Source organism: Klebsiella sp. GW_Kp182, assembly GCF_040062275.1.
In the GTDB taxonomy this organism is placed as follows: domain Bacteria; phylum Pseudomonadota; class Gammaproteobacteria; order Enterobacterales; family Enterobacteriaceae; genus Klebsiella; species Klebsiella michiganensis.
Map to the genome: position 1 here is coordinate 1 of NZ_JBEAFQ010000056.1, position 21,330 is coordinate 21,330.

The following is a 21,330-nucleotide window of genomic DNA, read 5'->3' on the forward strand; positions in this document are numbered from 1 at the left end:
CTACGTAGCTCAGCTGGTTAGAGCACATCACTCATAATGATGGGGTCACAGGTTCGAATCCCGTCGTAGCCACCATACAAAGGAATTATTGATTCAGTTCGATAAATCCAAAAGAATTGTTGGGGTATCGCCAAGCGGTAAGGCTCTGGTTTCTGATACCAGCATTCCGAGGTTCGAATCCTCGTACCCCAGCCAATTTTAAAAGTCGCCCACGCTGTGCGCGCACCCGTTGGAGTATCTCCAGGCGCTAAGCCACCGGTTTGACCCCGGTACGAAATGGTCAACGTAAAATTGGGGTATCGCCAAGCGGTAAGGCACCGGATTCTGATTCCGGCATTCCGAGGTTCGAATCCTCGTACCCCAGCCAACAAAAAGCAAAAAGCTCGCTTCGGCGGGCTTTTTGCTTTATGAATTCCGAAAAAAGCTGACCTGAAGTGTACCTCGTTCTCAGCTCTGATAAATTACAGAGTCAATGAGTAAAAGGATTTACGATGAACTATCAGGTTTTCCCTCTCTTTACCCGCACCATAACCTTGCTCTTTTTTCTGATCGGCTTCGCTTTCTGCCTGTTCGGGATTTCAGCCTTACTAACCTACAGCATCGTGGTTGGTTTGTTTTTTCCCGTCGGCATATCCATGCGCCTGCATCGGCTCAACGAAACGGGCCTCGCGCTAACGCTCACCGAGGATACCCGCTGGATAACCTACATTCATGGCTTCCCGGCTAAGGAGCAGAGAGACGTCATTAAGAATCCCTGTTTTTGGTCAACAGAAAGAACGCGGCAATTTTTTCTTCGCTGCTTTGCGAGCAAGATGATTCTTCAGGCAGCATGTATCGCCATCCTTGCCTGTGACGTTCTGTCTTCCGAAGGCGACGCGGTAACTGCCATCCTTGCGCTGCTGGCGCTGCTGTTCCTGCTCTATATGTCAGGTAAAAGCGCCTATTCCTTCTATTTGCTCGCCACGAATCAGTGGCAGTGCGAATCCCTGACAACCTCTGGCGGCAGTATCTGGTATCAGGGATTCTTGCCCAAAAAAGAGGGTAAAGACACGCTGTTTGCGCGATTATTTTGAATGCGGATTATAGCCCCAACGCGTATTTCAACGCCTGACGCTTCAGTCCGCCGGCGCGTTCGGCCGCCATCAGCCCAATGTTTCTCAGCATACGCACCGGGGGCAGATCGTTGCTAAACCCGGCGTAAAACAGATCCATCCCAGACTGCATAATAAAGTTGTCCGCCTGACGGCGCGTCTGGTAGCGCTTAAGTACCGGCAGGCTGGCCCACTCTTCGCCGTGGGCTTTTGCTCTGCCAAGAATATCGAGCAGCGCATCGACATCGCGATAGCCGAGGTTAACTCCCTGCCCCGCCAGCGGATGAATGGTGTGCGCAGCATCGCCCACCAGCGCCAGCCCCGGCTTAACATACTGCAATGCGTGGCGGCGGGTGAGCGGGAAGGCGCCCGCGCTCAGCGGCGTAATCTCTCCCAGCCGCGACGGGAAGTGGCGAGTAATTTCCTGCTGTAGCTGAGCCATGCTCATGCCCTGCAGCTGGCGGATCCGCGCCGGCGCGTCGTACCACACCAGCGAGGCCCAATGATCGAACAGCGGTAAAAACGCGCGCGGCCCCGCCGGAGTGAACTGCTGCCAGGTGCTGTCGCCGGGATCGTCCGCACACTGTACGCTGATCAACATACAGGATTGCTGATACTGCCACGCGTGGATGCCGATTCCGGCCAGCTGACGCACCTGCGAACTGGCGCCGTCCGCGCCCACCACCAGCCGCGCATCAAGCTGGCTGCCGTCGGTCAGCGTTAAGGAGGCGTACGTTTCTTCCCGACGCATCTCCTGGAGCGATGTCCCCACCTGCAGCGATATGCGCTCATGGGCTTCCAGCGCCTGCCACAGGGCTCGCTGCAGGACGTTATTCTCCACCATATAGCCCAGTTCCGGCAGCTTCAGCTCCGCGGCATTGAAGACAACATGGGCGCTTTCCCACTCCCAGGTTTCTAGCTGGCGGTACGCATGGGCGCGCATGGACCGCACGCTGTCCCAGACGCCGAGGCCTCTCAGCAGCCCTACCGATGACGCGCTGATTGCCGAAATACGCACGTCAGGCGGTGAAGACGCATCAAAAACCGGTGGCGCGTTTTTTTCAATGACCGTCACCGTAAAGCCCAGCTGCGCCAGGCCAAGCGCGAGGGCGCCGCCAACCATCCCGCCGCCGACGATAACGACATCTGTTGCATGAATTGTCATGGCTATTATCCTTAAACCCGAATCCCCTCAGTTTACCGGATTTTTATTCGGCTTGTGGTGATTACGGTCGTACTGGTCAGGGCGCGGTCAAAGCATTACAATACGCGCCCTGCAATCCTGGCTTTATATCCGTCACCCTTCACATTGCAGAGCAACATCCGGTGAAGACGCTGACTTTGGGTATACCTAATTAAGCATGAGCAAGTCGATGACAAAAAAACTCCATATTAAAACCTGGGGCTGTCAGATGAACGAATACGATTCATCAAAGATGGCCGATCTGCTGGATGCCACCCACGGGTATCAACTCACTGAAGTGGCGGAAGAAGCGGATGTGCTGCTGCTCAATACCTGCTCAATCCGTGAGAAGGCTCAGGAAAAAGTATTCCATCAGCTAGGACGCTGGAAGCTGCTGAAAGAGAAGAATCCCAACCTGATCATCGGCGTTGGCGGCTGCGTGGCCTCTCAGGAAGGCGACCATATTCGCCAGCGCGCCCACTACGTCGATATTATTTTTGGGCCGCAGACCCTGCACCGTCTGCCGGAAATGATCAACTCGGTACGAGGCAACCGCAGCCCGGTCGTCGATATCAGCTTCCCGGAAATCGAAAAATTCGACCGCCTGCCGGAACCGCGCGCCGAAGGCCCAAGCGCCTTTGTTTCCATCATGGAAGGCTGCAACAAGTACTGCACCTACTGCGTGGTGCCATACACTCGCGGTGAGGAAGTGAGCCGCCCAAGCGACGATATCCTGTTTGAAATCGCCCAGCTTGCGGCTCAGGGCGTGCGTGAAGTCAACCTGCTCGGGCAGAACGTAAACGCCTGGCGCGGGGAAAACTATGACGGCACCACCGGTAGCTTTGCCGATCTCCTGCGTCTGGTTGCGGCGATCGACGGTATCGACCGGATCCGCTTTACCACCAGCCATCCCATCGAGTTCACCGACGATATCATTGAGGTTTACCGCGATACGCCGGAGCTGGTCAGCTTCCTGCACCTGCCGGTACAGAGCGGCTCCGACCGCGTGCTGAACCTGATGGGCCGAACCCACACGGCGCTGGAATATAAAGCGATTATCCGCAAACTGCGCGCGGCGCGTCCGGATATTCAGATCAGCTCCGACTTCATCGTCGGCTTCCCTGGCGAAACCACCCAGGATTTCGAGCAGACCATGAAGCTGATTGCCGATGTGAATTTCGATATGAGCTACAGCTTCATCTTCTCCGCGCGTCCGGGAACGCCGGCGGCCGATATGGTCGACGACGTACCGGAAGAGGACAAGAAGCAGCGTCTGTATATTTTGCAGGAGCGCATCAACCAGCAGGCGATGGCCTGGAGCCGCCGTATGCTCGGCACCGTGCAGCGCATTCTGGTGGAAGGCACCTCACGTAAGAGCATCATGGAGCTGTCTGGCCGCACCGAAAATAACCGCGTGGTGAACTTCGAAGGCTCGCCTGAGATGATCGGCAAGTTTGTCGATGTCGAGATCACCGACGTCTGGACAAACTCCCTGCGCGGTAAAGTGGTGCGCACCGAGGACGAAATGGGTCTGCGCATCGCGGAAACCCCGGAGTCGGTGATTGCCCGCACCCGTAAAGAAAACGATCTTGGCGTCGGTATCTACCAGCCATAATCCGTTCAGGCCTGCCGGCTCCGGCAGGCCTTGTATTTCCTCTCCTGAACCCAATATCTATAGCGATGCTTGCGCCATATTCCGATGACGTGAATAATTTCCTGACCGGCTACCTTCCGGCTATCTATGTATAAGAGGAACAGCTTGAATACAGACACTCGCGAAATCACCCTTGAGCCCGCGGACAACGCCCGTCTGCTGAGCCTGTGCGGCCCGTTTGATGACAACATTAAACAGCTGGAACGCCGCCTCGGCATCGAGATTAACCGTCGAGACAACCATTTTAAACTGACCGGTCGGCCGATTTGCGTCACCGCTGCGGCGGATATCCTGCGCAGTCTGTACGTCGATACCGCGCCGATGCGCGGCGAAATTCAGGATATTGAACCGGAACAAATTCATCTGGCGATCAAAGAAGCCCGCGTGCTGGAGCAGAGCGCCGAAAGCGTGCCGGACTACGGTAAGGCCATCAATATCAAAACCAAGCGCGGCGTGATTAAGCCGCGTACGCCGAATCAGGCGCAGTACATCGCCAATATTCTCGACCACGACATTACCTTCGGCGTCGGCCCTGCCGGGACCGGGAAAACCTACCTGGCGGTCGCCGCCGCGGTAGACGCGCTGGAGCGCCAGGAGATCCGCCGTATTCTTCTGACCCGTCCGGCGGTTGAGGCCGGCGAAAAACTGGGCTTCCTGCCCGGCGATTTGAGCCAGAAAGTCGATCCGTACCTGCGGCCCCTGTACGACGCGCTGTTCGAGATGCTCGGCTTCGAGAAAGTCGAAAAGTTGATTGAGCGCAACGTGATTGAAGTCGCGCCGCTGGCCTATATGCGCGGCCGTACGCTGAACGATGCGTTTATCATTCTCGACGAAAGCCAGAACACGACCATTGAACAGATGAAAATGTTCCTGACCCGTATCGGCTTTAACTCTAAGGCGGTCATTACCGGCGACGTCACGCAGATTGACCTGCCGCGCAGCACCAAATCGGGCCTGCGCCACGCGATTGAAGTGCTGGCAGAAGTCGATGAGATCAGCTTCAACTTCTTCCATAGCGAAGACGTCGTGCGCCACCCGGTGGTCGCCCGCATCGTTAACGCCTATGAAGCCTGGGAAGAAGCAGACCAGAAACGTAAAGCAGAACTGGCCGCCGAGCGCAAACGCGAAGCCCAGGAACAGGAGCATAAATGAGTCAGGTCATTCTCGATTTACAGCTGGCTTGCGAAGATAACAGCGGAATGCCGGATGAAGCCCTGTTTCAGCGCTGGGTCGATAGCGTTATCCCGCAGTTTCAGGAAGAGTCGGAGCTGACGATTCGCCTGGTTGATGAAGCGGAAAGCCACGAGCTGAACCTGACCTATCGCGGGAAGGACAAACCGACTAACGTGCTCTCTTTCCCGTTCGAAGCCCCGCCGGGTATCGAAATGCCGCTGCTTGGCGACCTGGTCATCTGCCGTCAGGTGGTTGAACAGGAAGCGAAAGAGCAAGGTAAACCGCTGGAAGCGCACTGGGCGCATATGGTGGTCCACGGTAGCCTGCATCTTTTGGGCTATGACCACATCATTGATGAAGAAGCGGAAGAGATGGAATCCCTCGAAACAGAGATAATGCTTGCTCTGGGCTATGAGGATCCGTACATTGCCGAGAAGGAATAACCCGTTGCCGGCTTTGCCGGCGACTGGCCGCTATGCCGGGCGCTGAGTATACGCGTGACGAGCGACTATTTAACTAACATGAGAACCCATACGACGCCATGAGCGACGACAATTCACACAGTAGCGACACAGTAAACAGCAAAAAGGGATTCTTCTCCCTGTTACTCAGCCAGCTCTTTCACGGTGAACCCAAGAATCGTGACGAACTGCTGGCGCTGATCCGTGATTCCGGGCAAAACGACCTTATCGACGAAGATACGCGCGATATGCTCGAAGGGGTAATGGATATCGCCGACCAGCGCGTCCGCGACATCATGATCCCCCGCTCGCAGATGATTACCCTGAAACGCAACCAGACGCTGGACGAGTGCCTCGATGTGATCATCGAATCGGCCCACTCGCGTTTCCCGGTGATCAGCGAAGATAAAGATCACATCGAAGGGATTCTGATGGCCAAAGATCTGCTGCCGTTTATGCGCAGCGATGCCGAAGCCTTCAGCATGGAAAAAGTGTTGCGTCCGGCGGTTGTCGTGCCCGAGAGCAAGCGGGTTGACCGCATGCTGAAGGAGTTTCGCTCCCAACGTTATCATATGGCTATCGTTATCGATGAGTTTGGCGGCGTCTCAGGTCTGGTGACCATTGAAGACATCCTTGAGCTCATCGTCGGTGAAATAGAAGACGAATACGACGAAGAAGAAGATATCGATTTCCGTCAGCTGAGCCGCCACACGTGGACGGTGCGCGCGCTGGCCTCAATCGAAGATTTCAACGAAGCGTATGGCACCCACTTCAGCGATGAAGAGGTCGACACCATCGGCGGTCTGGTCATGCAGGCGTTTGGTCATCTGCCTGCCCGCGGCGAGTCTATCGACATTGATGGTTACCAATTCAAGGTCGCAATGGCTGACAGTCGACGTATTATTCAGGTACATGTAAAGCTTCCTGATGATGCCCCGCAGCCGAAGCTGGAAGACTAATCCAACGGGACGATTAACCTAAATGGTATTTGCCTCTCTTATTGAACGCCAGCGCGTACGTTTGCTGCTGGCGCTGTTATTCGGAGCCAGCGGAACGCTGGCTTTTTCACCTTATGACTTCTGGCCCGCAGCCCTTATTTCGTTAATTGGCCTGCAGGGTTTAACCCTCAACCGACGTCCCCTGCAAAGCGCCGCGATTGGCTATTTCTGGGGATTAGGGCTGTTCGGCTCCGGTATTAACTGGGTCTACGTGAGCATCGCGCAGTTCGGCGGTATGCCCGGTCCGGTCAACGTTTTCCTGGTGGTTCTGCTGGCGGCCTATCTGTCGCTCTATACCGGATTATTTGCCGGCATTCTTTCGCGCCTGTGGCCGAAAACCAGCTGGATACGCGTTGCCATCGCCGCCCCGGTGATATGGCAGGTTACCGAGTTTCTGCGCGGCTGGGTGCTGACCGGCTTCCCGTGGCTACAGTTCGGCTACAGTCAGATTGACGGCCCGCTCAAAGGCCTGGCGCCCGTGATGGGCGTTGAGGCGATTAACTTCCTGCTGATGCTCGTCAGCGGCCTGCTGGTATTGGCTATCGCGCAGCGTAACTGGAAGCCGCTGATTGCCGCCGTCGTGCTGTTCGCCCTGCCCTTCCCGCTTCGCTACATTCAGTGGTATCAACCGCTGCCGGCGCGCGCGACCACGGTTTCGCTGGTACAGGGCGATATCCCCCAGGCGATGAAATGGGACCAGAATCAGCTACTCAACACCCTGAAAACCTATCTGGATCTCACCCAGCCGCATATGGGTAAATCGCAGCTGATCGTCTGGCCGGAGTCCGCGATTCCGGATCTGGAAATTAACCAGCAGCGCTTCCTCAGCATGATGGACGACCTGATGCGGTCGAAAAATAGCTCGCTGATCACCGGCATCGTCGATGCGCGTCTGAACGCGCGCAATCGCTACAATACGTACAACACCATTATTACGCTGGGCAAAGATAACCCGTACAGCTACGACTCAAAGAATCGCTACAACAAGAATCATCTGGTGCCGTTTGGTGAGTTTGTGCCGCTGGAATCGATTCTGCGTCCGCTGGCGCCGTTCTTCGACCTGCCAATGTCCTCTTTCAGCCGCGGGCCGTACGTGCAGCCGCAGCTGGTGGCGCATAATATGCGTCTGACGGCGGCTATCTGCTACGAGATCATTCTTGGCGAGCAGGTGCGGGATAACTTCCGCCCGGATACGGATTTTCTGTTAACCATTTCGAATGACGCATGGTTCGGCAAATCTATCGGCCCCTGGCAGCACTTCCAGATGGCGCGAATGCGCGCGCTGGAGCTGGCCCGTCCGCTGCTGCGCAGCACCAATAACGGCATTACCGCGGTCATCGGCCCACGCGGTGAAATACAGGAGATGATCCCGCAGTTCACCCGCGCCGTATTAACCACCAAAGTGACCCCAACGGCAGGACTGACGCCGTACGCGCGTACGGGGAACTGGCCGCTGTGGGCGTTAACCGCCCTGTTTGGCTTTGCTGCGCTGCTGATGAGCCTGCGCCAGCGCCGTCAATAATTGCTTCTCCCGCGGCGGCACTCGTCGCCGCGGTCATCTCCCCTTCTTATCCATTCTGGCACGACCATTGCTTAATAAATACATGTAGCAACGCGATCCTCGGGGGTACAACCCGGTTGCACCACCATCGATCGTCAGGCGGCGCTATTTTGGTGCAATGGGGGATTTTTGCCTTTAAATGGTGCGGTGCGCTTCGCAAAAATCAACAATATAAGAGCAAAATCTTTACATTAAGCCAAACTAAATGCTAACAAACACATACAAATGCTGCACGCAAAGACGGCAGCGATAAAAAAGCACACACATTCACAATGGGTATCAATAGCGTCTGACGGCGCTGAGGATAAGGAGTCGGATATGCAATTACGTAAACTGGCCGCAGCAATGCTGGTCATGGGCCTCACCGCTGGGGTGGCGCATGCAGAAGATGCGGCATCCACCGCAGGCCAGAGCACTCTGGATAAAATTGCCAAAAACGGCGTTATCGTCGTTGGTCACCGTGAATCATCCGTTCCGTTCTCTTACTATGACAACAAGCAGCAGGTCGTTGGCTACTCTCAGGACTACTCGAATGCGATCGTTGATGCCATCAAGAAGAAGCTGAACAAACCGGATCTGCAGGTCAAACTGATCCCTGTCACCTCACAAAACCGTATTCCGCTGCTGCAAAACGGCACGTATGATTTCGAATGCGGCTCCACCACCAACAACCTTGAACGCCAGAAACAGGCGGCCTTCTCCGATACGATTTTCGTCGTCGGTACCCGTCTGCTGGTGAAAAAAGGCGGCGCGATTAAAGATTTCCCGGACCTGAAGGATAAAGCCGTCGTCGTCACCTCCGGCACCACCTCCGAAATTCTGCTGCACAAGCTGAACGACGAGAAAAAAATGAATATGCGTATTATCAGCGCAAAAGATCACGGTGACTCTTTCCGTACTCTGGAAAGCGGTCGCGCGGTGGCCTTTATGATGGATGACGCGCTGCTGGCGGGCGAACGTGCGAAAGCGAAAAAACCGGATAACTGGGAGATTGTCGGTACCGCTCAGTCTCAGGAAGCCTACGGCTGCATGCTGCGCAAAGATGACCCGCAGTTCAAAACGCTGGTCGATGAGACGGTCGCCCAGGTTCAGACCTCCGGTGAAGCCGAAAAATGGTTCGATAAGTGGTTTAAAAATCCTATTCCGCCAAAGAACCTGAATATGAACTTTGAACTCTCTGACGAGATGAAAGCGCTGTTCAAATCACCTAACGATAAAGCTCTTAACTAATTAAAAAAACAAAGGGCGGGGAATCCTGCCCTCCCGATTGTTGCTACGGCGCGGACAGACTATACGGCGGCTGGTCGTTCCCCAGCGGCCGCGAATACCGAAACAGGCTGAGCAACAATCTTCGAGGGTAGCGCTGCTACCCTTTTTTTTCCAGGAGTCATTTATGTCAATAGACTGGAACTGGGGAATATTCCTGCAACAGGCCCCGTTCGGCAACACCACCTATTTAGGCTGGCTGTGGAGTGGTTTTCAGATCACCGTCACCCTGTCTGTAACGGCCTGGATTATCGCGTTCTTTGTAGGTTCGCTCTTCGGTATTCTCCGTACGGTCCCGAACCGTCTGCTGTCGACTATCGGCACCTGCTACGTTGAACTTTTTCGTAACGTTCCGCTTATCGTTCAATTTTTCACCTGGTATCTGGTGGTGCCTGAACTGCTGCCGGAAAACATCGGCATGTGGTTTAAGTCCGAGCTGGATCCGAATATTCAGTTTTTCGTTTCTTCGATGCTGTGTCTGGGATTGTTTACCGCCGCGCGCGTCTGCGAGCAGGTTCGTTCCGGTATTCAATCCCTGCCGCGCGGCCAGAAAAACGCCGGGCTGGCGATGGGGCTAACGCTCCCGCAAACTTACCGTTACGTTCTGCTGCCCAACGCCTATCGCGTTATCGTGCCGCCAATGACCTCTGAAATGATGAACCTGGTGAAAAACTCGGCCATCGCTTCCACCATTGGTCTTGCCGATATGGCCGCCCAGGCGGGCAAGCTGCTGGACTACTCGGCCCATGCCTGGGAATCGTTTACCGCTATCACCCTCGCCTACGTGTTTATCAACGCCGTTATTATGCTGATCATGTACGTGGTCGAACGTAAAGTCCGCCTGCCGGGCAATATGGGGGGTAAATAATGTACGATTTTGACTGGAGCTCCATTATTCCTTCCATGCCATACCTGCTGGCAGGGCTGGTGATTACCTTAAAAATTACCGTGACCGCGATTGTTGTCGGAATTGTGTGGGGGACGATCCTGGCCGTGATGCGCCTGTCGAGCTTCCTGCCGCTGGCGTGGTTCGCCAAAACCTACGTTAACGTTTTCCGCTCCATTCCGCTGGTGATGGTACTGCTGTGGTTTTATCTGATTGTTCCCGGGTTCCTGCAGAACGTGCTTGGCCTGTCGCCGAAAACCGATATCCGCCTGATTTCGGCGATGATCGCCTTCTCCATGTTTGAAGCGGCCTATTACTCGGAAATTATCCGTGCCGGCATTCAGAGTATCTCGCGCGGCCAGTCCAGCGCCGCGCTGGCGCTGGGTATGACCCACTGGCAATCCATGAAGCTGGTGATTCTGCCGCAGGCCTTCCGCGCCATGGTACCGCTGCTGCTGACGCAGGGCATCGTCCTGTTCCAGGATACCTCGCTGGTTTATGTTCTGAGCCTGGCCGACTTTTTCCGCACCGCCTCAACTATCGGCGAGCGTGATGGAACCCAGGTAGAGATGATCCTGTTCGCAGGCGCCGTATATTTTGTGTTTAGTCTCAGCGCATCGCTGTTGGTCAGCTGGTTGAAGAAAAGGACTGTGTAATGATTACCCTGAAAAATGTTTCAAAATGGTATGGTCACTTTCAGGTGCTGACCGATTGCTCCACGGAAGTGAAAAAAGGCGAAGTGGTGGTGGTCTGCGGGCCTTCGGGTTCGGGTAAATCAACGCTGATTAAAACCGTAAACGGCCTGGAGCCCATTCAGCAAGGTCAAATCATCGTCGACGGCACCACCGTCAACGATAAAAAGACCAACCTGGCCAAACTGCGTTCGCGCGTCGGGATGGTATTCCAGCACTTTGAGCTGTTCCCGCATTTATCGATTATCGAGAACCTCACCCTGGCGCAGGTCAAGGTGCTCAATCGCGACAAAGCCGCCTCCCGGGCGAAAGGGCTTAAGCTGCTGGAACGCGTGGGGCTTTCCGCTCATGCCGAAAAATTCCCCGCCCAGCTCTCGGGCGGCCAACAGCAGCGCGTGGCCATCGCCCGCGCGCTGTGTATGGATCCTATCGCCATGCTGTTTGATGAACCCACTTCCGCGCTGGATCCGGAGATGATTAACGAAGTGCTGGACGTTATGGTTGAACTGGCAAATGAAGGGATGACCATGATGGTGGTCACCCATGAAATGGGCTTTGCGCGTAAGGTAGCCAACCGGGTTATCTTTATGGATGAAGGAAAAATTGTCGAAGACGCCGATAAAGAAGCGTTTTTTGCTAACCCGCAATCTGAACGCGCCAAAGACTTCCTCGCCAAAATTCTGCACTAATCTTCCGGCGTGTACGGTACCGTACACGCCTTTTATCTCTTCCCGCTCCTGTCTCTCTCCATAGTTATGGCAATAGCTTTGCCGCTCTCAAATACGCGTCATAAATACATCCAGCCTCACGCCAAATAATTCACGACCTGAAACGCTCAATTCAACAAAAATTCACTCTTTACATCGTGGATTACATAATCTGTCATAGATAACATGGCGCGAATTTGACAACAACGCTGAGCGCCGGCAGCGGATTTTTTTGATTTTAGAAAATTAAGATTCTTAAGATTGAGAACCCGGCTTCGTTAACCCTACTCAGTTAACGCTAAACATTCTTGACAAGGCTATAACGGACGAGTGAAACAAATGGATATTGCTTCGTGAATAATAAAAGTCTCATAACCGCCCTTTCTCTTTATATTCTGTTAACCGCATCGACATTGGCGAATGTATCGATTAGCAATACCAATCAGGTGGAACAGGATAAGGCACGTCAAAGCGCATTGGCACCAGCACAGCAGGAATATTCGGCATCAGGTACAGGATCGCAAAAATATAAACTCGCCTTTCCACTTGAAGCAACCTGCCGATATATCAACCATGTTGAAATTATTTCCGCTGACCACAAGTTGACCCGCGGTCTGTTAGGTAATATCGCTCGCCAGGCAGAAAAAAAGTGCCTGGGTATTGAAGGCATACGTCTACTCACCACAACCTTGCAAAATGAACTCATTGCCCGGGGATATATCACTTCGCTTATTGATGTACCTTCACAATCCTTGAATGATGGCATTCTGAGCATCACGTTGAGCTATGGCTATATCGGTAATATTAGCTGGGCTTCCGGCAATAGCGCGACAACCAGCCTGTGGAATGCCATACCGGCTAAAACAGGGGATATTCTGAAGCTAACCGAACTGGAACAGGGGATGGCTAACTTGCAGCGTTTACCCGGCTCATCGGCGCAGATGAAAATCATGCCGGGTAAGAACCATGCGGAAAGCGATATCCAAATCTCCCGGCATCTGGCACGAAACTGGCAAGTAGGCGCATGGCTGGATGATGCAGGAAGCCGTAGCAGCGGGCGTTACCAGGCCGGTGGCGCGCTTTATCTTTATGACCTGACGACGCTAAATGACATTTTCTATTTATCCATGGGGGGCGATGTCGAGTTTAATCAACATAACGATGGCAACCAAAATAAAAGCCTCTATTATTCTATTCCCTTTGGATTTTGGTCACTCAATCTTTACGGTTCACAAAGTGAATATCGTCAGCAGTTCAATGGTAGATACTCCACCATTGAATATAAAAGCAAAAATAATTATGCCAGCGCAACCTTAACGCGTCTAATTTCGCACACTCGCCAGCAAAAAACAACCATTGATGCGCGAATAGCAAAAAGTACCTCACATTATTATTTTGGTGGCAGCGAACTGAGCGTTATGCGCAAACAGAATCCTGCCTGGGATATTACGGCACATCATCAGCGATATTTTACCCATACAATCGTAGATGCCAGCCTGGGCGTACAGCGTAGCCTTCCCTGGCTCAGTTCAATGCCAACTCCGGAGGAAAAAGCCGGTCTGTACAGTAAGCTTTCGCGCATTATTCATGCCGACCTTCAAGCCTTAATGAAGTTTGAATCAACGGGGGATAAATTCAGCTATGCTCCGCATATTAATATACAAATTAGCCCCGATATCTTATCCGCAGACAATCAATTTAATATAGGCAATCGTTGGACGGTACGAGGTTTTGACGGTGAAAGAACCCTTTCAGGAAATCAAGGCTGGTACTGGCGCAATGATTTCATCTGGGATATGCCCGCCCCGGAACGACAGCTGTACTTAGGCATAGACGTTGGACGCATTACAGGAACAGAGCAGTACGGAAATGGCAAAGTCATGTCTGGCGCCACGGTGGGAATACGCGGAAGCATAATTTCAACTCAGTATGATTTATTCATCGGAACCCCACTGATAAAGCCAAACGGTTTTCATACAGACCCTGCAAACCTGGGATTTTCATTACAATGGAGGTATTAAAATCAGTTTTTCAACGCATCAGTTAACCTCATTTATTTCTAAAGGACTCTATTAAATGTTTAAATTCAATTTAACCTATGTTGCGCTAGCAGCAGCATTGAGCTCAAGCTTTGTTTATGCCGACCCGACAACTTACACCCATTTATCAGGCGCCAAAGTCATTGATATTGAAAAACCCAATGCCGCCGGCGTCTCACATAATATGTATCGTGAGTTTAATGTTGATAGTAAGGGTGTTGTTCTGAACAATAGCCCCAGCGATCTCTCCCATGCGACGTTGGGGAATATCGCTAAAAATAACAATCTGACTAATGGTAGTGCTTCTGTTATTCTTAACGAAGTTACCTCAAACCGTGCAAGCTCACTGAATGGATTTATTGAAGTTGCGGGTCAGCGAGCTGATGTGGTTATTGCTAACCCCAATGGTATTTCCTGCTCAGGATGTAGTTTCATCAACACCAATAAGGCGATTTTAACGACAGGAAAGGTAACATTCTCTGATACTGGCGCTATCGCCAGTTATGACGTTATCGGGGGTAAACTGTCCATCGACAAGAATGGAATGGATGCCAGTAATAGCTATGCGGTTCTGCTCGCCGATGCGATAGCCATTAACGGTACGGTTAATGCTACGAACGCGATAGTGGCCGCAGGAAACTTCACCTTTGATAACGGCTCTGGCGCGATAACCTCAGCGGGCAAAGCGGCAACGGCACGGCAGTATGTTTACCCTGAATATAGTATCGACATTAGTAATCTTGGCGGCATCAAAGCCAATAGTATTACAATGGTTGGCAATAATTTAGGTTTTGGCGTTCGAAATAAAGGCGCTATTGTTGCTAACACCAGCCTCTCTTTGACCAGCTTTGGCTCACTCACCAACGAAGGCTCTATCGCCAGTAATGGTATGATGACTCAGGTACTCTCTGCAGGCAATTTTAAAAATACGGGAAATATATCCTCGAATAATATCGCCTTACTGAATAGCCTCAGTTCGATAAGCAATAGTGGAACCATTTCCAGCACAGGAAATTTATTAGTCAACGCATCCGGAAATATCGAAAATACGGGTAAATTCAAAGCGGCCTCCACATTGAGCGTAATGACTAACGGTAACCTGAAAACGACATATGGTTCCAATTTACTTTCAGATAATCAGTTGACAGTCACCGCCGCCGGTAACATTGAAAACGGAGGCTCGACCAGAGGTAAAAACACAACGGTCACCTTCGGAGGAGACACGCTTAAAGTCACTGGCAATATTTTTGGCTACGATACTCTGCTGGTTCAGGCGAAAATAAATGACCAGATAACATCCGGGGAAATTACCAATTCTGGTACCACCTCCGGCGGCAACGTGACCGTAAAAACCGATGGTACTCTGGCGTTAACCAAAGGTAGCTTTATGGAAGCGACTGATACGCTGACGACAAAAAGCTACTGGCTTAAAAATGAAGGTTATATGGGAGCCGATACGATAGCTATTGATAACTATGTCACCCACAACTATGGGGCTATTGTTGGTCAGAATAATGTTGGCGTTAAAACCTATCATGAGCTTTATAATGAAGGCGAAATTTTAAGCTCATCAAATATGACGCTGGATACACGAAATCACGGTAATATTACTAACCGTTCTCACATAGGAGCTGGCGGCACTTTAACCATGTCAGTTAATAAAGTGGTTAACGGAGGATACCGCTGCGGTTTCCTGGGGTGGGCAACCTGTGGCAAAGGCACGATTTCCACGACTAATCTGGTTTTAAATTCCTCACATAAATACGCCAGTGAAATGGGCGGCACTCAGCAGTTTAAGAGCGCGACCATTAACACCATCAATTAACATGAAGTTATCATTGAAAATGCGCGTCTTTTTTTAAAAGAAAGTTAATGCTGGTGCTTCGGCACCAGCATTTTTACGCATACAGATGAAGGGTTAGCCTGCCCTTTAAAAGGAAGGCCAATATATTAACGCGCTTTATATTGGCCCTCGGGCTGGCTTAACGCCAGTGTAAAGGCTCCGCAAATATCTCTCCCGTATTTACGGCTCGAATGGCCGGCGCTGGAACTGATCGTGCCCGCATTTTGGACAACGCGGTAGCACATCCGGCGTATAAACCGGCAGATGGTAATGGCACTTCTCACACACCAGATTGCCGAGCCCCACGACTTCGCCGCTGTGATAGACGCCGTGGTGGCTGAGATCCTGGAACACCTCGCGCCACTCAAGCTGAGTTTTATCGGTAATATCCGCCAGCTCCTGCCACAGGCTCTCTTTGATCACCCGCATAAAGACGCTATCAGTCAGCTCATCCTGACTCTCTTCATAACTGAGCGCGAACTCTTCCAGATCGCGTCTGACAGCGCGGATAACATTCTCGATTTCGCTCTGCGTTAACTCGCCGGACTGGCTAATCTTGACCCTGGCCTGCTCCACCAGCGCATCAATATCGCGTTCTCCATTGCGTAACCGCTCGCTGAGCGTCGACACCAGCTCTCGGTAGAATTGAGCAACCTTGTTCATCTTTTCGCCTCCGGTGTGGTTAACTTCTTCTTATGATAGACGTTATCTGCGGATTGCTCTGCCAGCCAAGCCACAGAGTCGCGAAATATTCTCCACCGCTTTCATCTCTGTAAGTGTGTGAAAGGCTGTTTTGACGTTGGCGTTTGGGCTATGCTATGCCGATCTGAAATAACACATCCATTGGCTACATTTTGTAGCTGTATTGAAAACAGGACCACTGGCTGCCATGCAAGAGCAATACCGCCCGGAAGAGATAGAATCAAAAGTCCAGCAACACTGGGACGAGAAGCGTACCTTTGAAGTTACCGAAGACGAGAGCAAAGAGAAGTATTACTGCCTGTCGATGCTTCCCTATCCTTCTGGTCGACTACACATGGGCCACGTGCGCAACTATACCATCGGCGACGTGATTTCCCGTTACCAGCGTATGTTGGGCAAAAATGTTCTGCAGCCTATCGGCTGGGATGCGTTTGGTCTGCCTGCGGAAGGCGCCGCGGTGAAAAACAACACCGCTCCGGCCCCGTGGACCTACGACAATATCGCCTACATGAAAAACCAGCTGAAAAAGCTGGGCTTCGGCTATGACTGGAGCCGTGAAGTGGCAACCTGCACCCCGGAATACTACCGCTGGGAGCAGAAGTTCTTCACCGAGCTGTATAAAAAGGGGCTGGTCTATAAAAAAACCTCCGCGGTAAACTGGTGCCCGAACGATCAGACCGTTCTGGCGAATGAACAGGTTATCGACGGCTGCTGCTGGCGCTGCGACACAAAAGTTGAGCGTAAAGAGATCCCGCAGTGGTTTATCAAAATCACCGCCTACGCTGACGAGCTGCTGAACGATCTGGATAACCTGGATCACTGGCCTGATACCGTTAAAACCATGCAGCGCAACTGGATTGGCCGCTCCGAAGGCGTCGAAATCTCCTTCGACGTTAACGACTACGCCGACATGCTGACCGTTTATACCACCCGCCCGGACACCTTTATGGGCTGTACCTACCTGGCCGTCGCTGCGGGTCACCCGCTGGCGCAGCAGGCAGCAGCCAATAACTCCGCGCTGGCGACGTTTATCGACGAATGCCGTAATACCAAAGTTGCCGAAGCCGAAATGGCAACCATGGAGAAAAAAGGCGTCGATACTGGCTACAAAGCGATTCACCCGCTGACCGGCGAAGCGATCCCGGTATGGGCGGCAAACTTTGTGCTGATGGAGTACGGCACCGGCGCGGTGATGGCCGTTCCGGGTCACGATCAGCGCGACTACGAGTTTGCCAGCAAGTACGGTCTCAACATCAAGCCGGTCATCCTGGCCGCTGATGGCTCCGAACCCGATCTCTCCGAACAGGCGCTGACCGAAAAAGGCGTGCTGTTCAACTCCGGCGAATTCGACGGTCTGGATCACGAAGCTGGCTTTAATGCCATCGCGGATAAGCTCGCGTCTCTTGGCGTCGGCGAACGTAAAGTGAACTACCGTCTGCGCGACTGGGGCGTTTCCCGTCAGCGCTACTGGGGTGCGCCGATCCCAATGGTGACCCTTGAAGACGGTACCGTGATGCCGACGCCGGAAGATCAGCTGCCGGTTATTCTGCCGGAAGACGTTGTGATGGACGGCATCACCAGCCCAATCAAAGCCGATCCTGAGTGGGCGAAAACCACCGTTAACGGCCAGCCGGCACTGCGCGAAACCGATACGTTTGACACCTTTATGGAGTCTTCCTGGTACTACGCGCGCTACACCTGCCCGCAGTATGACCAGGGTATGCTCGACCCCGAAGCGGCCAACTACTGGCTGCCGGTCGATATCTATATCGGCGGTATCGAACACGCCATTATGCACCTGCTCTATTTCCGCTTCTTCCACAAGCTGATGCGCGACGCGGGCATGGTGAACTCTGACGAACCGGCTAAACAGCTGCTTTGCCAGGGCATGGTGCTGGCAGATGCCTTCTACTATGTTGGCGAAAACGGCGAGCGTAACTGGGTCTCTCCGAAAGAGGCGACCACCGAGCGCGACGAGAAAGGACGTATCGTTAAAGCCTTCGATCCGCAGGGTCGCGAGCTGGTCTATACCGGCATGAGCAAGATGTCCAAGTCGAAAAACAACGGCATCGACCCGCAGGAGATGGTGGAACGCTACGGCGCGGACACCGTGCGCCTGTTTATGATGTTCGCTTCTCCGGCCGACATGACGCTGGAGTGGCAGGAATCCGGCGTGGAAGGTGCGAACCGCTTCCTGAAACGCGTCTGGAAACTGGTTTACGAACACACTACCCTGGGTGAAGCCCCTGCGCTGGACGTTGCCAGCCTCAGCGAAGATCAAAAAGCGCTGCGCCGCGACGTGCACAAAACCATCGCGAAAGTGACCGATGACATCGGCCGTCGTCAGACCTTCAACACCGCGATTGCGGCGATTATGGAGCTGATGAACAAGCTGGCGAAAGCGCCGCAGGAAAACGATCAGGATCGCGCGCTGATGCGTGAGGCCCTGCTGGCCGTGGTTCGCATGCTCAATCCGTTCACCCCGCACGCCAGCTTTACCCTGTGGCAGGAGCTGGGCGGCGAAGGCGATATTGACAACACGCCGTGGCCGGTCGCTGATGAAAGCGCAATGGTTGAAGACACGACTCTGGTCGTGGTCCAGGTAAATGGTAAAGTTCGTGGTAAAATTACCGTTGCGGTGGATGCAACTGAAGAGCAGGTTCGTGAGCGCGCGGGTCAGGAGCATCTGGTCGCGAAATATCTCGACGGTGTGACCGTACGTAAAGTGATCTACGTTCCGGGTAAACTGCTCAATCTGGTCGTTGGCTAAGCGCAGGAGGAAGCGTGCGATATCTGGCAACATTGTTGTTATCTTTGGCGGTGTTAATCACCGCCGGTTGCGGCTGGCACCTGCGTAGCACTACGCAGGTTCCGACCGCAATGAAAACCATGATCTTCCAGTCGGGCGATCCCAATGGACCATTAAGTCGTGCTGTCCGTAATCAGCTGCGTCTGAACGGCGTTGAACTGGTCGATAGCAGTACCCTGCGCAAGGATATTCCTTCCCTGCGTCTGGAGACATCGTCCATTCAGAAAGATACAGCATCTATTTTCCAGGACGGCCGTACTGCGGAATATCAGATGGTGATGACGGTAAATGCCAGCGTCCTGATCCCAGGCCATGATATCTATCCCATCACGACCAAAGTCTACCGCTCGTTCTTCGATAACCCGCAGGCGGCGTTAGCGAAAGATGCCGAGCAGGACATGATCGTTCAGGAAATGTACGACAAAGCCGCGGAGCAGCTGATCCGTAAGCTGCCGAGCGTACACGTTGCGGATGTCGAAGCCACCAAAGAGGATGAGAAGCCGGTCACGACGACCCCAGCCGCTTCAACCTCCGGCAATCGCGTCTCCACCACGCTGGGTAACTGATGATTCGGTTGTACCCGGAACAGCTCCGCGCGCAGCTCACTGAAGGGCTGCGCGCGGCCTATCTGCTGCTTGGCAACGATCCGCTGCTGTTGCAGGAAAGCCAGGACGCCATCCGCGAAGCCGCGGCCGCCCAGGGCTTTATCGAACATCACACCGCCACCGTTGATGCCAGTACCGACTGGCCTGCCCTCTTCTCGTTAAGCCAGGCCATGAGCCTGTTTTCCAGCCGCCAGACGCTGCTGCTCATCCTGCCCGATAATGGCCCTAATGCGGCAATTAACGAACAGCTCGCGACGCTTGTCGGCATGCTGCATGACGATTTATTGCTCATCGTTCGCGGTAATAAGCTGACGAAAGCGCAGGAGAACGCCGCATGGATGACGGCGCTGACCAGCCGGGCGGTGCAGGTAAGCTGCCAGACGCCGGAATATGCCCAGCTGCCGCGCTGGCTCGCCGCGCGCGCAAAGCAGAATAATCTGCAGCTTGATGACGCGGCCAGTCAGCTGCTGTGCTACTGCTATGAAGGTAATCTTCTGGCGCTGGCGCAGGCTCTGGAGCGTCTGTCGCTGCTGTGGCCGGACGGTAAACTGACGCTGCCGCGGGTTGAGCAGGCGGTGAATGATGCCGCGCATTTCACCCCCTATCACTGGGTTGATGCGCTGCTGGCCGGGAAAAGTAAGCGCGTACTCCACGTTCTGCAACAGCTGCGTCTGGAAGGCAGCGAGCCCGCTATCCTGCTGCGCACCCTACAGCGCGAGCTGCTGCTGCTGGTCAACCTGAAGCGGCAGTCGGCCCATACGCCGCTGCGTTCGCTGTTTGACAAACATCGCGTGTGGCAGAACCGCCGCCAGTTGGTTAGCGATGCGCTGGCCCGCCTCAGCGCCGACCAGCTGCGCCAGGCCGTCACGTTGCTGACCCGTGCCGAACTCACCTTCAAGCAGGATTACGGGCACTCCGTATGGCCCGAGCTGGAAAGTCTCTCTTTATTGCTCTGCCATAAAGCGCTGGCAGACGTTTTTATTGATGGTTGATATGACTCAGTTACTGGCAATGTACGGCGGCACCTTCGATCCGGTGCATTATGGTCACCTTAAACCGGTGGAAATTCTGGCCAACCAGATTGGCCTTAATCAAGTCACCATCGTGCCCAACAACGTGCCGCCGCACCGCCCGCAGCCCGAAGCCACCAGCGACCAACGCAGGCATATGCTGGAGCTGGCCATCGCGGATAAGCCGCTGTTTATCCTCGACGATCGCGAACTCAAGCGCGACACGCCGTCATACTCCGCGCAAACCCTGCGCGAGTGGCGCCAGGAGCAAGGGCCAAAACGGTCGCTGGCGTTTATTATTGGCCAGGATTCGCTGCTCACCTTTACCACCTGGCACGACTATGAAAGCATTCTTGATAACGTGCATCTGATCGTTTGCCGGCGCCCGGGCTATCCGCTGACCATGGCGTGCGAGCAGGAGCAGCAGTGGCTGGACAAACATCTCACTCATGACGTAGAGCGGATGCATAGCAGCCCGGCGGGGGTTATCTACCTGGCCGAAACGCCGTGGTTTGATATCTCAGCCACCCTGATTCGCCAGCGTCTTGAATCCGGCGAATCCTGCGCGGACATGCTGCCGGAAACCGTACTCGACTATATCCATGAGCAGAAGCTCTACTGCTAGCCTTGCCACAAGGACAGTCTCATAG

At 53.6% G+C, this 21,330-nt stretch carries 18 protein-coding genes and 2 tRNA genes; 18 read left to right on the plus strand and 2 right to left on the minus strand.

Annotated elements, in window-relative coordinates; translation table 11 throughout:
- Nucleotides 1–120 precede the first annotated feature (120 nt).
- The 3 genes from ABLU88_RS23645 to ABLU88_RS23655 all read left to right on the plus strand — a co-directional run bounded on the left by ABLU88_RS23645 (nucleotide 121) and on the right by ABLU88_RS23655 (nucleotide 1,073).
- Nucleotides 121–195 (plus strand) — tRNA-Gln (locus ABLU88_RS23645).
- Nucleotides 196–292: 97 nt separating this feature from the next.
- Nucleotides 293–367, plus strand: a tRNA-Gln gene (locus tag ABLU88_RS23650).
- Between the two features lie 124 nt (nucleotides 368–491).
- Nucleotides 492–1,073 (plus strand): hypothetical protein, encoded by a 582-nt coding sequence (locus ABLU88_RS23655; RefSeq protein ID WP_025106391.1) that lies wholly within the window; start codon nucleotides 492–494, stop codon nucleotides 1,071–1,073.
- A 7-nt stretch (nucleotides 1,074–1,080) separates the two neighbouring features.
- Here ABLU88_RS23655 and ubiF read toward each other — a convergent pair whose 3' ends face one another.
- A complete protein-coding gene (gene ubiF / locus ABLU88_RS23660; protein WP_025106392.1) occupies nucleotides 1,081–2,256 on the minus strand; it encodes a 3-demethoxyubiquinol 3-hydroxylase in 1,176 nt (391 codons plus the stop codon).
- A 208-nt stretch (nucleotides 2,257–2,464) separates the two neighbouring features.
- On the opposite strand from ubiF, the gene miaB reads away from it, so the two are divergent.
- The 11 genes from miaB (at nucleotide 2,465) to ABLU88_RS23715 (ending at nucleotide 15,536) form a co-directional block, all read left to right on the plus strand.
- Nucleotides 2,465–3,889 carry a tRNA (N6-isopentenyl adenosine(37)-C2)-methylthiotransferase MiaB gene (gene miaB, locus ABLU88_RS23665; protein WP_004111391.1) on the plus strand — a complete coding sequence of 475 codons (1,425 nt, stop codon included), beginning with the start codon at nucleotides 2,465–2,467 and terminating at the stop codon, nucleotides 3,887–3,889.
- A gap of 144 nt (nucleotides 3,890–4,033) precedes the next feature.
- On the plus strand, nucleotides 4,034–5,080 hold the full coding sequence (locus tag ABLU88_RS23670) for a PhoH family protein (protein WP_004134159.1): 1,047 nt from the start codon (nucleotides 4,034–4,036) through the stop codon (nucleotides 5,078–5,080).
- Nucleotides 5,077–5,544 carry an rRNA maturation RNase YbeY gene (gene ybeY / locus ABLU88_RS23675; RefSeq protein ID WP_004130446.1) on the plus strand — a complete coding sequence of 156 codons (468 nt, stop codon included), beginning with the start codon at nucleotides 5,077–5,079 and terminating at the stop codon, nucleotides 5,542–5,544. The genes ABLU88_RS23670 and ybeY overlap by 4 nt, the downstream gene beginning before the upstream one ends.
- A gap of 98 nt (nucleotides 5,545–5,642) precedes the next feature.
- Nucleotides 5,643–6,521, plus strand: coding sequence for a CNNM family magnesium/cobalt transport protein CorC (gene corC / locus ABLU88_RS23680; protein ID WP_004130445.1), 879 nt, complete (start codon nucleotides 5,643–5,645; stop codon nucleotides 6,519–6,521).
- A gap of 22 nt (nucleotides 6,522–6,543) precedes the next feature.
- A complete protein-coding gene (gene lnt / locus ABLU88_RS23685) occupies nucleotides 6,544–8,082 on the plus strand; it encodes an apolipoprotein N-acyltransferase (RefSeq protein WP_316534274.1) in 1,539 nt (512 codons plus the stop codon).
- Between the two features lie 357 nt (nucleotides 8,083–8,439).
- Nucleotides 8,440–9,351: an amino acid ABC transporter substrate-binding protein gene (locus ABLU88_RS23690; RefSeq protein ID WP_004848819.1), complete on the plus strand. Its 912-nt coding sequence runs from the start codon at nucleotides 8,440–8,442 to the stop codon at nucleotides 9,349–9,351.
- Between the two features lie 163 nt (nucleotides 9,352–9,514).
- Nucleotides 9,515–10,255 (plus strand): amino acid ABC transporter permease, encoded by a 741-nt coding sequence (locus tag ABLU88_RS23695; RefSeq protein WP_014837812.1) that lies wholly within the window; start codon nucleotides 9,515–9,517, stop codon nucleotides 10,253–10,255.
- Nucleotides 10,255–10,929: a glutamate/aspartate ABC transporter permease GltK gene (gltK, locus tag ABLU88_RS23700; RefSeq protein ID WP_004848815.1), complete on the plus strand. Its 675-nt coding sequence runs from the start codon at nucleotides 10,255–10,257 to the stop codon at nucleotides 10,927–10,929. Before ABLU88_RS23695 ends, gltK begins: the two co-directional genes overlap by 1 nt.
- The gene (locus tag ABLU88_RS23705; protein WP_004848813.1) at nucleotides 10,929–11,654 is read left to right on the plus strand and encodes an amino acid ABC transporter ATP-binding protein; all 726 of its coding nucleotides are present in this window, start codon (nucleotides 10,929–10,931) and stop codon (nucleotides 11,652–11,654) included. The genes gltK and ABLU88_RS23705 overlap by 1 nt, the downstream gene beginning before the upstream one ends.
- A 410-nt stretch (nucleotides 11,655–12,064) precedes the next feature.
- Complete coding sequence (locus ABLU88_RS23710) at nucleotides 12,065–13,693, plus strand: ShlB/FhaC/HecB family hemolysin secretion/activation protein (RefSeq protein ID WP_224225578.1); 1,629 nt, start codon at nucleotides 12,065–12,067, stop codon at nucleotides 13,691–13,693.
- Nucleotides 13,694–13,748: 55 nt separating this feature from the next.
- Nucleotides 13,749–15,536, plus strand: coding sequence for a filamentous hemagglutinin N-terminal domain-containing protein (locus tag ABLU88_RS23715; protein WP_348838165.1), 1,788 nt, complete (start codon nucleotides 13,749–13,751; stop codon nucleotides 15,534–15,536).
- Between the two features lie 198 nt (nucleotides 15,537–15,734).
- On the opposite strand, the gene ABLU88_RS23720 is transcribed toward ABLU88_RS23715, so the two are convergent.
- Nucleotides 15,735–16,217 carry a zinc ribbon-containing protein gene (locus ABLU88_RS23720; RefSeq protein WP_014228404.1) on the minus strand — a complete coding sequence of 161 codons (483 nt, stop codon included), beginning with the start codon at nucleotides 16,215–16,217 and terminating at the stop codon, nucleotides 15,735–15,737.
- A gap of 226 nt (nucleotides 16,218–16,443) precedes the next feature.
- Here ABLU88_RS23720 and leuS point away from each other — a divergent pair, with 226 nt between their 5' ends.
- From leuS to nadD, 4 genes are read left to right on the plus strand one after another with little or no spacing between them, the layout of a single operon-like run.
- Entirely contained in the window at nucleotides 16,444–19,026 is a 2,583-nt protein-coding gene (leuS, locus tag ABLU88_RS23725; protein WP_109240894.1) for a leucine--tRNA ligase, read from the plus strand.
- A 14-nt stretch (nucleotides 19,027–19,040) separates the two neighbouring features.
- Complete coding sequence (gene lptE / locus ABLU88_RS23730; RefSeq protein ID WP_004130425.1) at nucleotides 19,041–19,631, plus strand: LPS assembly lipoprotein LptE; 591 nt, start codon at nucleotides 19,041–19,043, stop codon at nucleotides 19,629–19,631.
- Nucleotides 19,631–20,662, plus strand: a complete 1,032-nt coding sequence (gene holA, locus ABLU88_RS23735; protein WP_032748700.1) for a DNA polymerase III subunit delta — start codon at nucleotides 19,631–19,633, stop codon at nucleotides 20,660–20,662. Before lptE ends, holA begins: the two co-directional genes overlap by 1 nt.
- Nucleotides 20,655–21,305, plus strand: coding sequence for a nicotinate-nucleotide adenylyltransferase (gene nadD, locus ABLU88_RS23740; protein ID WP_049084011.1), 651 nt, complete (start codon nucleotides 20,655–20,657; stop codon nucleotides 21,303–21,305). Before holA ends, nadD begins: the two co-directional genes overlap by 8 nt.
- Nucleotides 21,306–21,330: the final 25 nt, after the last annotated feature.